Genomic DNA, 11,622 nt, shown 5'->3' with positions numbered 1-11,622 from the left:
TGGTCTGGTAATGCCGGTTGGGACCATCAGCAGCAGGGATGCTGATGATGAGCCTACAAGGATGTATTCACGGCGTGTCCCAACTGGCATTACCAGACCAAGGCCGCACAAATTGACGCAACGCAATAATCAAAAAGTCTTTAACAAAAAATTACCCGGCAATAACATTCACCCGCAAACACTCCCCCAACCCCTCAAGATTCGCCACCAACCGATCCCCCGGCACTACCGGCCCAACCCCTGCCGGCGTACCCGTAAAAATCAAATCCCCCGCCCGCAAATGCACAAACCGCGACACCTCCGCAATCAGCTCCGCCACCGGCCAGACCATCTCCCGCCAATCGCCTTTTTGCACCAGACTTCCGTTTCGGGTCAACGACAACTGCCCCATCTTCTGCAACTCATCATAACCACCGAGCTGCAACGCCGAGCAAGGCGCAGAACCGTCAAAACCCTTCGCCAATTCCCAGGGACGACCCTGTTGCTTTGCCTGTTGCTGCACATCGCGGCAGGTCATATCCAGCCCCACACCAAAGCCGGCAATCAAGGTCGGCGCGTCCTCAACCGACACCTGATAACCTGACTGGCCCAGTGCAATCACCAGCTCCACTTCGTGGTGTACATTCTGCGAAAACCAAGGGTAAATAAAATCTGTGTCAGATTCTGTCAGGGCACTTTGCGGCTTGAAAAAAAAGAACGGTGGCTCGCGTTGCGGATCGTGACCCATCTCCCGCGCATGTTCGGCATAGTTGCGCCCGATGCAGATAATTTTATTCACCGCAAAGCGGGTATGGGGTTGGCCGATAACCGGCAATGAACACTGGGAGTCGCTGAGCATAATGAAATCCCTATGCAGTACAGAAATAAAAAAAGACCCTGGAGCGGGGCTCGATCCAGGGTCAAAAAAGCGGATAACTTACTTGGCGGTTAAGGTACCGGTATCCACCAGGTAATTGGTCAGGTTGCGCGTCCACCGTTCCATCAACAGTCTGAAATGACGCGCGTTGGTGACACGGTCAGTGCGCTCCAGGCGATTGCCGATATTGGCTGACGTTTCGCGATGATCAATAAACTGCGCGATCACTTTATTGGTGCTTGCTTGAATCAAAGTTAAATCAAAGGTGGCATTGCCCACTTCATACACATACTTTTTCGTGCGCCCGGGCATACTCAAATCCGGTGCGTAAATATTTAACTCGCGCAGCAGCGGGCGATAGATAACATCGGCGTCGGCTGCGCTATCGACCACGGTGACATTGGTTTGCTCAGCCATGCCTTCGCGCAAGGCTTTCTTCAGCATCTCGCCATACGTGCTGGTGATACGCTCCAGGTCGCGGTCGGTGTAGTCACCGCGAAAATCCAGTAGCCAATGTTTGTTAAAGCTGACTTGCGGGTCTTCGATAAATACCTTTGAAAAGGTTTGAATACCGCTGCCAGGCATCATCAACACGTAATCAAAACTGCCCGCTTTGGCGCCCATTAATTTGGGGTCGGATTTCGGTAAAACCGGATCACTCGCGCAGGCACTCAACAGTAATACTGCTGCGAGAAAAACCGATACGGTTTTGGCTGATGGACAAATATTTTTCAACAGGGTGAATGACATGATGCCTCCGTCCACTTGGTGGTATAGCGATAAAGACTGCACATTATGGTTATGGCTGTAATGGCTTTGATTAATCATCCTGAAACAATAGCCTGCGATACGCACATCGGGACCGGGTGGATCAAGGGTTACCGGTCTGTCGTCATAGACAGCTCGCGCAAGTGAATGTCCTTCAGCTTGACATAATTATTTGCAGAATATGTAAAAAATTGTTTCTCGCTGTCCTTCAATGGCCGCACCTGTTTGCATGGTGAACCCATATAAAGATAGCCACTTTCGAGGCGTTTGCCGGGTGGCACCAATGTGCCCGCACCGATCACCACATCGTCTTCCACCACCACCCCGTCGAGCAGCGTGGAGCCAATACCCACCAATACCCGATTGCCAATCGTGCAGCCGTGCAGGTTGACCGAGTGGCCAACGGTCACATCATCGCCAATGACCAGCGGATAGCCATCCGGGTTAAACGGCCCGGCGTGGGTGATGTGCAATATAGAGCCATCTTGAATACTGGTGCGGGCGCCTATACGTATAGAATGCATGTCACCGCGCACTACCGCGTAAGGCCAGATAGACGAATCATCGCCGATCTCTACCTGGCCGATAACGACCGCCGTTGGGTCAACCAACACATTGTTGCCCAGTTTGGGGGTATGGCCCTGATGGGTACGAAGCGCCTGATGGGTACCAAGCGAAAGTGACATGGGTGTATTCATTGCAAAATCTCACGCGTTGAAGATGGAGGTCGGTGACGCTCACAAGCCGGCGCTACGCCATAAACAATGCGTGTATCATACGGAATCCCGCACAGTGATTCAGCTGATCGATTGATTGGAGTCTGCGTTATGTCCAACCCGTTATTAGAAACCCACGAATTGCCCCCGTTTTCTGCTATCCAGCCGGACCATGTTGAACCGGCCATCAGCCAGTTGATCGACGCCAATCGCAATCACCTGCAGGCTTTGCTCAGCAGCCTGCAACAACCGACCTGGGATAACCTTGTCGCCCCGCTGGAAGCCCAGGGCGACTTGCTTGAGCAGGCCTGGTCGCCGGTTAGTCATCTCAACGCTGTGTGCAACAACGACGCGCTGCGCACCGCTTACAACAACAGCCTGGCGCTGTTGACAGAGTACGGCACCGAAGTCAGTCAAAATACCGAGCTCTACAACGCCTATCAGAAATTGGCGGACAGCGAGGAATACGCGCAGTTGACCCAGGCCCAGAAGCAAGCGGTCGACAACGCCTTGCGCGATTTTCGTCTGGGCGGCGTAGCGTTGGACGGTGAGCAGAAAAAACGTTTCGGTGCGATTCAAAAACGCCTGTCCGAATTGTCCACGCAATTCTCCAACAATGTCCTCGATGCAACCCAGGCCTGGTTTAAACATTTTACCGATGCAGAAGCGCTCGCCGGCTTGCCGGAATCAGCGCTGGCCCAGGCCGCTCAAACTGCAGCGCAAAAACAATTATCCGGTTATGTCGTGACCCTGGATTTTCCCTCTTATTTGGCGGTAATGATGTATGCCGACAACCGCCAGTTGCGCGAAGAAATGTACACCGCTTATGTCACCCGTGCATCAGCGGATGGCAAAAAAGCAGACGGCAGCAGCGCCGCGCAATGGGATAACAGTGCACTGATTACCGAGACGCTGGCCTTGCGTCATGAGTTGGCGCAATTGCTTGGCTTTGCCAATTACGCCGAGCGCTCACTGGCGAGCAAGATGGCAGAGAGCACCCAACAGGTGCTGGAGTTTTTAAATGAGCTTGCACAAAAATCGCGGCCGCTGGCAGAGCGCGATATCCAGGCATTGCGCGACTTCGCCGCAACGCAAGGTTGTACGGATTTGCAACCTTGGGATATGACCTACTACAGCGAAAAACTGCGGGTGGAAAAGTACGCAATCTCACAGGAAGAATTACGCCCCTATTTTCCTGCCGAACGCGTTATCAATGGTATGTTTGATGTCGTTAAACGCTTGTATGACATCGATATTGTGCAGGTAGCGGTATTTGATTCCTGGCATCCTGACGTGCGTTTTTATCACATCTTTAAGAACGGCGAAAAAATTGCGAGTTTTTATCTCGACCTGTTTGCCCGCGAACATAAACGCGGCGGCGCCTGGATGGCGGACTGCCGCGTGCGCCGCAAAACGGCTACCGGAACACAATTGCCGGTGGCTTTTTTAACTTGCAATTTTACGCCCCCGGTAGGCGATACGCCCTCGCTGCTGACTCATGATGAAGTAACTACCTTATTTCACGAATTCGGTCATGGTTTGCATCATATGCTCACGCAAATTGATGTGGCCGCCGTAAGTGGTATTAATGGCGTCGCCTGGGATGCGGTGGAGTTGCCCAGTCAATTTCTGGAAAACTGGTGTTGGGAGCCGGAAGCGATTCCACTGATTTCAGGACACTATCAAACCGCCGAACCTTTGCCGCAAGCCTTGCTCGACAAGATGCTCGCGGCGAAAAATTTCCAATCCGGGATGCAGATGGTGCGCCAGCTGGAGTTTTCGCTGTTCGATTTCCGCCTGCATGCCGAATATGATCCCGCCAACCCGCAAGATCCGCAAGCGGTGCTTGATCAGGTGCGCCGTGAAGTCGCTGTGGTACAGGCGCCAGCGTTTAATCGTTTTCAAAACAGCTTCAGCCATATCTTTGCCGGTGGTTACGCCGCTGGTTATTACAGTTATAAATGGGCCGAAGTCTTGTCTGCTGATGCTTTCTCACGCTTTGAAGAAGAAGGCATTTTTAACGCACAAACCGGTGAGAGTTTCCTGCGCGAAATTCTGCAACAAGGCGGCAGCAAGGCGCCGATGGAGTTATTCATCAATTTCCGCGGCCGTGAACCCAGTATCGAAGCCTTATTACGTCACAGTGGCTTAGGCGAGGCAGCGTAATGGCCTACAGTCAAAAACGACGTTTTGTCGCCGGCGCGGTGTGTCCGCGCTGTTCGACAATGGATAAGCTGGTGGTCTACAGTGAGGACGGCAAGGATTATCGCGAGTGCGTCAGCTGCGGTTACAAGGACGAGATGCGCTTTCCCGGCAAGGCCAAAGAACTGCCCACGCGCGTGAATACGACAGAAGAGGAAAAACAGGAGCAGGTGCAAGTGGTGAAAATTCTTTCACCAAAATGACATAAGTTCTATGTAAAAAAACCCGCGTAAATCTCGCGGGTTTTTTATTGGGTGTATGAGTTGTGTCTGCTAATGCAATTTATCCGGCTTCTCGCCAAACTCTACTGCAATCGCCAGATCATCTGTCAGGCAAGGCCAGCGCTCCAGTTCTTCCGACCAGCCGCGGGTTTTGTGTGAGTCAATGTAACGCTGAAAATTTTCCCCGGAAAAACCGTATTCATTCAGTAATAATTCAGCGGAAAATAATACGGCTTGATCCAACTCGTTAGCGAAGGGTTCACCGATCAGTTCATGCACGATGATGTTAGCCCGCGTCATATCCATAGGTGCGAGCGGAATGCCGCAGTAACCGATAAACCGGTCATTCACTTCTTCCAACAACCGGTGCGCCAGATAAGCTTCATCCAGTAAAGTTTCCAGATGGCTGTGGCCATTCACAATATCGGGCGGCGATAAAAAATAATCGCACGCAATATTGAGCAATGGGCTGACACCGTCGTAGATGCCAGCTTCTTGTGCAATGCTGGTGATGGCTTCAATAAAGTTAGGTACCTGCTCGATATAGCGCACGACAAAATCCGCCAATAGATCGGCGGCGTGGTCATCGGGTAACTTGATGGCCTCGTGCAGGTATTGGGCGCGTTTCTCAAGCAAGCTCAGAAGTTGCGCGCTTTCCTTGTCATGTTCTCTGGCGTGGGTGATAAAGTCGCGAATTTGACTCACAGGGTTGATACTCATGGTTTTCCGAATCTTGCGATTCTATCGGGATAGGCAGTGACAGCAGTATCGATTCAGTGCGGAAGAAACGCCGTCAAATGCAACATTAAAAGTAAACCATAAGGCTGTAATCGCAAGTGAGTCTTAATACCGTGTTCTTATAAAAATGCGAAAAAGTGCTGTGAAGCATGCAATCCTGAGCGGTGATCTGGCTGGTTGAGCCTGGCGTTTCGATGACGTCCGTTACAGCGAAACGGGGCGCCTGGATTCTCAGGAATGCTACTTCACGTGAAAAACGGGGGAAATTTATCTACAAAAACCACAAAGCGATTGACTTTTTAATTTCTATATGGAATTACTGTCGCCTCTTTATGCGACAATTCGTCGCATGCAATGATCTGTACTCACGAAGGGTGCTGTAAACACCCCGGGACTTGTTCAGGATCTTGTCGCGCCAGGTAGTGCAGCGTGAAATAATGATTCAACAAGGTTTTTACTGCGTGTAAACTCCGCGTTCGCTCTACTTTCGCTCGGCTTGCCTCGCTTCGTTCCTGAATAGCTTCCCTGTAAAGCGGTAAGCGTAGTCTTCCTGTTAGCAGAGTAGAGAGAAGTTGTGAATCTGGCTTTCGTTGAGGCGGTAAGGGGTATCGCCGCCAGAGGTTCAGCGAAGATGTAGCCTGGGGCACTCCCTCGAGGTGTCCTGCAGTAGTTAGAAAATAAGCATAATTAGCTACACGGAGAAGATGGGCGATGTTGAATAGAGCACACGGGCGAAGCCCTTGGCTGCTTGCCCCTGCCTTGCTGGTCAGCAGTTACCAGTCACTGGCAGAAGAGGTAGAGCGGTGGAAATACAATATGACTGAAGGGGTTACCCCTGTCAGTCAGGACATCCACGGTCTCCATATGGAGATGTTCTGGTGGTGTGTCGGTATCGGAGTTGTGGTTTTTGGCGTCATGTTCTTCAGCATGATCGTTCACCGCAAGTCCCGCGGCGTCAAGCCCGCACACTTTCATGAAAGTACTGCATTGGAAATCCTCTGGACCGTTATTCCGGTGGCTATCCTGATCCTCATGGCTATGCCGGCCACCAAAAGCCTGATTAATCTCTACGATGCCTCTGAGGCCGATATGGATGTATTGATCACCGGCTACCAATGGCGTTGGAAATACGACTATGTTGAGGAAGATTTGAGCTTCTTCAGCAGCCTCAGCACGCCGCGCGAGCAGATCGAAGGCCTGGCGCCCAAAGGCCCGCATTATCTGCTGGAGGTCGACGAGCCACTGGTTGTACCCATCAATAAAAAGATCCGCTTCCTGATTACCGCCAACGATGTCATTCACGCCTGGTGGGTGCCCGCACTGGGCGTCAAGAAGGATGCGATCCCCGGTTTTATCAAAGAATCCTGGGCCGTGATCACGGAGCCCGGTACCTATCGTGGACAGTGCGCTGAGCTTTGTGGTCGCGACCACGGCTTTATGCCCATCGTGGTGGAGGCCAAGACGGAAGAGGACTATCGCGCCTGGCTGCAGGAGAAACAGGCTGCTGCCGCTGCTGTCCGCGAACTGACCTCCAAGACATTTACCTTCGATGAGTTGTACGCGCGCGGGGAAGAAGTTTACAACCGCTCCTGCGCCGCTTGTCACCAGGTTAACGGTGAAGGTATTCCCGGCACATTCCCCGGCCTGAAGGGTGTGGGTGTTGCGGTAGGTCCCATCGACCAACATATCGATGTGGTTGTGAATGGTGTGAAAGGCACCGCCATGCAGGCGTTTGGTGAGCAGTTGAGTGAAGTGGATATCGCCGCCGTTGTGACCTATGAGCGTAATGCCTGGGGCAACAACATGGGCGATATGACCCAGCCAATTGACATCTATAACCATAAACAAGGCAATTAGGAGCTAGGTTATGGCACACGGTCCTGCTAAGGGTATAACTCGCTGGTTATACACCACCAATCACAAAGACATCGGCAGCATGTACCTCTGGTTCAGCTTTGCTATGTTCCTGCTGGGCGGCGTTTTTGCCCTGGTTATCCGCGCGGAATTATTCCAGCCCGGATTACAAATTGTTGATCCCAACTTCTTCAACCAGATGACCACCATGCACGGTCTGGTGATGGTCTTCGGTGCGGTTATGCCAGCCTTCGTCGGTCTGGCTAACTGGATGGTTCCAATGATGATCGGTGCGCCGGATATGGCGCTGCCGCGCATGAACAACTGGAGCTTCTGGATTCTGCCCTTCGCCTTCGCGATGCTGACATCCACGCTGTTTATGGAAGGCGGCGCCCCCAACTTCGGCTGGACGTTCTACGCTCCACTCTCCACGACTTATGCGCCGCCGAGCGTGACCTTCTTCATCTTCGCTGTGCATATCATGGGCGCCAGCTCGATTATGGGTGCGATCAACATCATCGCCACCATCCTCAACATGCGTGCACCGGGCATGACCCTGATGAAGATGCCATTGTTCGTGTGGACCTGGTTGATTACGGCTTACTTGCTGATTGCGGTGATGCCAGTACTGGCGGGTGTGGTCACCATGATGTTGATGGATATCCATTTCGGTACCAGCTTCTTCAATGCGGCCGGTGGTGGTGATCCGGTACTCTTCCAGCATATCTTCTGGTTCTTCGGCCACCCCGAGGTGTACATCATGATCCTGCCGGCGTTTGGTATCGTCAGTGCGATCATCCCGACCTTTGCACGCAAGCCACTGTTTGGTTACGCCTCGATGGTATACGCCACGGCATCCATCGCGTTTCTCAGCTTTATCGTATGGGCGCACCATATGTTCACCGCTGGTATGCCATTGGCAGGCGAACTCTTCTTCATGTACGCCACCATGCTGATTGCGGTCCCGACCGGGGTGAAGGTATTTAACTGGGTGGCGACCATGTTCAAGGGTTCCATGACCTTTGAAACGCCCATGCTGTTTTCTATCGCCTTCGTCATCCTGTTCACCATCGGCGGTTTCTCCGGCCTAATGCTCGCCATCGCACCGGCGGACTTCCAGTACCACGATACCTACTTCGTCGTGGCGCACTTCCACTATGTACTGGTACCTGGCGCCATCTTCTCGATCACCGCGGCAGTGTATTACTGGTTGCCCAAGTGGAGCGGCAAGATGTATAGCGAAGTCATGGGCAAAACCCATTTCTGGCTCGCGTTTATCGGCCTGAACCTGACTTTCTTCCCCATGCACTTCTCCGGTTTGGCCGGCATGCCCCGTCGTATCCCGGACTACCACATGATGTTTGCTGACTGGAACATGATTTCCTCGGTTGGCGCCTTCCTGTTTGGCGGTGCGCAGGTGTTGTTCCTGTACATCGTTATTTCCACCATCGTCGGCGGCAAAAAAGCCACGGACAAAGTGTGGGATGACCCGGAAGGTCTGGAGTGGACTGTGCCGTCACCGGCGCCTTACCACACCTTCAGCACACCACCGGAAGTGAAGTAACGGGGGCCGCGATGAAAGGGCTGCTACCAAATAATCCCATCCATGCGCTCTGTCTGAAGCTGGGCACGTTGGGAATTGGTATGTTTGTCTTTGCCATCTGGGTCATGCCGCCGATTTACGATGTGTTCTGTGAAATCACGGGGCTCAACGGTAAAACCGGCGGCCCTTACCAGGCGGTATCGGCGGAGGTGGACACTAGTCGAACGATCACCGTGCAATTCGTGGCGACCAATAATGAAGGTATGCCGTGGGAGTTTTCGCCCGAGGTACGCACGGTGAAGGTTCATCCGGGCGCCCAAACGCGAATTAATTACCGGGCCAACAATCGTACGGATAGAGACATGATTGGTCAGGCAATTCCCAGCTTGGTACCGTTTAAGGCAGCCACCTATTTTCACAAGACAGAATGTTTCTGTTTTGAGCAACAGCCGCTAAAGGCGGGCGAAAGCGCGGAATTGCCGATGTACTTTATTGTTGATCAGGATCTTCCCGAACACATTCACACCATTACCTTGTCTTATACGTTGTTTGATGTAACAGATCGCTTTGCCAACGACAAGGTTGCGAAAGTAGCAAACTAGAGAAAGCGACGAAATAACATCGAAAGTAATGAATTAAATTGGACGTTTAACCGCAAAACCATAACGAACGCGGAGAGAAAAAATGGCAACGCATGAAGGAAGTTATTACGTACCCGAACAGAGCAAGCTGCCGATCTGGGCCAGCTTCGGTCTGTTTCTGACAGTATTTGGTGCCGCGCACTGGATTAATGGCAACAGCAATGGCCCGATGATTTTTTTCGCGGGCGGCTTGGTGTTCGCTTTTGTTTTATGGAGCTGGTTTTCTGCTGTTATCAGCGAGAATATGGCTGGCCTTAATAGCCCTCAATTGAAGCGTTCTTATGTGTGGGGTATGGGCTGGTTTATCTTCAGTGAGGTTATGTTCTTCGCCGCATTCTTTGGTGCGTTGTTTTACGTTCGCACCATGGCGTTACCCTGGTTGGGCGGTGAAGGCCATGCAGCAGCAACCAATGAATTTTTGTGGAAAGGTTTTGAAGCGGAATGGCCGCTGATGACCACGCCGGATATGGCAGTGAACGGCGATAAAGCCACGGTGTTAGGTCCACAGCAAAACATGAGCTTTCCTGGCCTGGTTGCCATGTTCAGCTGGCTGCCTTTTTGGAATACAGTGATCCTGCTCAGCTCCAGCGTTACCGTTCATTTTGCACACAGTGCTATCAAAAATGACAAGCGTCAGGCTTTTAACGCCTGGCTTGGTTTGACGGTTTTGCTGGGTATTATCTTCCTGGTGTTGCAAGTGTGGGAATATCACCATGCCTACACCGAGCTGGGGCTGACGCTGGAATCCGGTATCTACGGTACAACCTTCTTCATGTTGACCGGCTTCCACGGCGCCCACGTGACCTTGGGTACGTTTATGCTGCTGGTGATGTTGCTGCGCTCTGTACTCAAAGGCCATTTTAAACCCCACGATAATTTCGGCTTCGAAGCAGCCAGTTGGTATTGGCACTTTGTTGACGTCGTGTGGGTAGGTTTGTTTATCGCCGTTTATATCTTTGGTTAATGATGCGTTTCAGGCAACTGCTTCCGGTAGTTGCCTGATCTGAATATTTGGCCGGCAATTTAAATGCGGTGATCCCAGGGCGCTTGGCTATGCAAGATACCGCTGTAGAAACCGTAAAAAATACACAGCATCATCAATACAGCCAGCGTGATACGAATACCCAAGGCATACAGCGTTCGTTTTGATTGGGGAACATTGGCATCTTTTAACAGAAATCCTAAAGCGCTGCTGAGACTGATCAGGATACCCACAAACAACACCAGAATAATTATTTTTAACCACATAGCAGTTTCCGTGTAATCAGTAAAAGATGGTGATGTAAGCGAAGGTGAGATTGAGGTACACGTGAACTCTGTCGATAAATCCGCACATCAACTGCGCTTCATTGTGACGTTCAATCGCAATATCACCCTGTTTACGTTAATAACCCTGCCGATATTATGCGGCCTTGGTACATGGCAGTGGTATCGGGCAGCGGAAAAACAGGAACTGGAAGCTCATTACGCCCAGCAACAGGCACTGCCACCGGTGACATTGACCACAGCTAATCTCGCAAACTTGCCGGATTATCAGCGCGTTATGGTGCAGGGACATTTCGATAACGACCATACATGGTTGCTTGATAATAAACAACGCCATGGCAGAGTCGGTTTTGAAGTCGTTACGTCTTTTGTCTTAGGTGATGGTCAGCGGCTGTTGGTGAATCGGGGTTGGTTGGCAGCAGGTAAGACGCGCGCACAATTACCGACGATAGATGCTATTGAAGGGGAGGTGACGCTGTTTGCCGAGCTGGTTTCAGTCGTGGAGCATCCCCTATTGGATGCACAAACCGGACAAGCCGACTGGCCCAGGATCATTATGGCTATCGACATACCGGACATGGAACGGCAACTACAGAAAGCGCTTTTAACGCGTTATGTGCGCTTGGATGAAAGTAGCCCCGGTGCGCTTGTGACCGAATGGCAAGCCGTGAACATGACACCCGAAAAACATATCGGTTATGCATTTCAGTGGTTTGCCATGGCGCTGGCATTGATTATCTGGTTTGTATTTGCCAATACCAATTTGCTGGATTACTGGCGTAGGCGCCGACAAAAAGAACCTGATAAAAATTAAGGC

Annotated in this window: 12 protein-coding genes; 7 read left to right on the top strand and 5 right to left on the bottom strand. The window is 51.7% G+C overall.

Translation table 11 applies throughout. The features are described from left to right. Positions 1-151: 151 nt before the first annotated feature. The 3 genes from ACSV5M_RS00910 to ACSV5M_RS00900 form a co-directional block, all read right to left on the bottom strand. Entirely contained in the window at positions 152-838 is a 687-nt protein-coding gene (locus ACSV5M_RS00910; protein WP_439173513.1) for a fumarylacetoacetate hydrolase family protein, read from the bottom strand. Between the two features lie 78 nt (positions 839-916). Further along, positions 917-1,606: a hypothetical protein gene (locus tag ACSV5M_RS00905; protein ID WP_439173512.1), complete on the bottom strand. Its 690-nt coding sequence runs from the start codon at positions 1,604-1,606 to the stop codon at positions 917-919. Positions 1,607-1,734: 128 nt separating this feature from the next. Beyond that, complete coding sequence (locus ACSV5M_RS00900; protein ID WP_439173511.1) at positions 1,735-2,310, bottom strand: gamma carbonic anhydrase family protein; 576 nt, start codon at positions 2,308-2,310, stop codon at positions 1,735-1,737. 141 nt (positions 2,311-2,451) lie between these two features. Here ACSV5M_RS00900 and prlC point away from each other — a divergent pair, with 141 nt between their 5' ends. Continuing rightward, positions 2,452-4,506 carry an oligopeptidase A gene (prlC, locus tag ACSV5M_RS00895; protein WP_439173509.1) on the top strand — a complete coding sequence of 685 codons (2,055 nt, stop codon included), beginning with the start codon at positions 2,452-2,454 and terminating at the stop codon, positions 4,504-4,506. Further along, entirely contained in the window at positions 4,506-4,745 is a 240-nt protein-coding gene (locus ACSV5M_RS00890) for a YheV family putative zinc ribbon protein (RefSeq protein ID WP_439173507.1), read from the top strand. The genes prlC and ACSV5M_RS00890 overlap by 1 nt, the downstream gene beginning before the upstream one ends. A 69-nt stretch (positions 4,746-4,814) precedes the next feature. On the opposite strand, the gene ACSV5M_RS00885 is transcribed toward ACSV5M_RS00890, so the two are convergent. After that, positions 4,815-5,483 (bottom strand): hypothetical protein, encoded by a 669-nt coding sequence (locus ACSV5M_RS00885; RefSeq protein WP_439173505.1) that lies wholly within the window; start codon positions 5,481-5,483, stop codon positions 4,815-4,817. A 729-nt stretch (positions 5,484-6,212) separates the two neighbouring features. On the opposite strand from ACSV5M_RS00885, the gene coxB reads away from it, so the two are divergent. From coxB to ACSV5M_RS00865, 4 genes are all read left to right on the top strand, one after another. Then, entirely contained in the window at positions 6,213-7,358 is a 1,146-nt protein-coding gene (gene coxB, locus ACSV5M_RS00880; protein WP_439173503.1) for a cytochrome c oxidase subunit II, read from the top strand. Positions 7,359-7,368: 10 nt separating this feature from the next. Further along, positions 7,369-8,919 (top strand): cytochrome c oxidase subunit I, encoded by a 1,551-nt coding sequence (ctaD, locus tag ACSV5M_RS00875; protein WP_439173501.1) that lies wholly within the window; start codon positions 7,369-7,371, stop codon positions 8,917-8,919. 11 nt (positions 8,920-8,930) lie between these two features. Next, positions 8,931-9,500: a cytochrome c oxidase assembly protein gene (locus tag ACSV5M_RS00870; RefSeq protein WP_439173500.1), complete on the top strand. Its 570-nt coding sequence runs from the start codon at positions 8,931-8,933 to the stop codon at positions 9,498-9,500. Positions 9,501-9,582: 82 nt separating this feature from the next. Then, entirely contained in the window at positions 9,583-10,503 is a 921-nt protein-coding gene (locus ACSV5M_RS00865; protein ID WP_439173499.1) for a cytochrome c oxidase subunit 3, read from the top strand. Positions 10,504-10,562: 59 nt separating this feature from the next. Here ACSV5M_RS00865 and ACSV5M_RS00860 read toward each other — a convergent pair whose 3' ends face one another. Beyond that, entirely contained in the window at positions 10,563-10,787 is a 225-nt protein-coding gene (locus tag ACSV5M_RS00860) for a DUF2909 domain-containing protein (RefSeq protein ID WP_087467303.1), read from the bottom strand. Positions 10,788-10,848: 61 nt separating this feature from the next. Between ACSV5M_RS00860 and ACSV5M_RS00855 the strand changes: the two genes are divergently transcribed. Then, a complete protein-coding gene (locus tag ACSV5M_RS00855; protein WP_439173497.1) occupies positions 10,849-11,619 on the top strand; it encodes an SURF1 family protein in 771 nt (256 codons plus the stop codon). Positions 11,620-11,622 lie beyond the last annotated feature (3 nt).

The sequence above is a fragment of the Cellvibrio sp. ARAG 10.3 genome (assembly GCF_051846955.1).
Lineage (GTDB): Bacteria > Pseudomonadota > Gammaproteobacteria > Pseudomonadales > Cellvibrionaceae > Cellvibrio.
Note: the sequence above shows the minus strand (reverse complement) of the source record. Positions and strands in the feature narration are given on the sequence as shown.

Bases quoted from the DNA above. Each gene is read 5' to 3' on its own strand.
- ACSV5M_RS00910 (WP_439173513.1), bottom strand. From the start codon at position 838: ATGCTCAGCGACTCCCAGTGTTCATTGCCGGTTATCGGCCAACCCCAT.
- ACSV5M_RS00905 (WP_439173512.1), bottom strand. From the start codon at position 1,606: ATGTCATTCACCCTGTTGAAAAATATTTGTCCATCAGCCAAAACCGTA.
- ACSV5M_RS00900 (WP_439173511.1), bottom strand. From the start codon at position 2,310: ATGTCACTTTCGCTTGGTACCCATCAGGCGCTTCGTACCCATCAGGGC.
- prlC (WP_439173509.1), top strand. From the start codon at position 2,452: ATGTCCAACCCGTTATTAGAAACCCACGAATTGCCCCCGTTTTCTGCT.
- ACSV5M_RS00890 (WP_439173507.1), top strand. From the start codon at position 4,506: ATGGCCTACAGTCAAAAACGACGTTTTGTCGCCGGCGCGGTGTGTCCG.
- ACSV5M_RS00885 (WP_439173505.1), bottom strand. From the start codon at position 5,483: ATGAGTATCAACCCTGTGAGTCAAATTCGCGACTTTATCACCCACGCC.
- coxB (WP_439173503.1), top strand. From the start codon at position 6,213: ATGTTGAATAGAGCACACGGGCGAAGCCCTTGGCTGCTTGCCCCTGCC.
- ctaD (WP_439173501.1), top strand. From the start codon at position 7,369: ATGGCACACGGTCCTGCTAAGGGTATAACTCGCTGGTTATACACCACC.
- ACSV5M_RS00870 (WP_439173500.1), top strand. From the start codon at position 8,931: ATGAAAGGGCTGCTACCAAATAATCCCATCCATGCGCTCTGTCTGAAG.
- ACSV5M_RS00865 (WP_439173499.1), top strand. From the start codon at position 9,583: ATGGCAACGCATGAAGGAAGTTATTACGTACCCGAACAGAGCAAGCTG.
- ACSV5M_RS00860 (WP_087467303.1), bottom strand. From the start codon at position 10,787: ATGTGGTTAAAAATAATTATTCTGGTGTTGTTTGTGGGTATCCTGATC.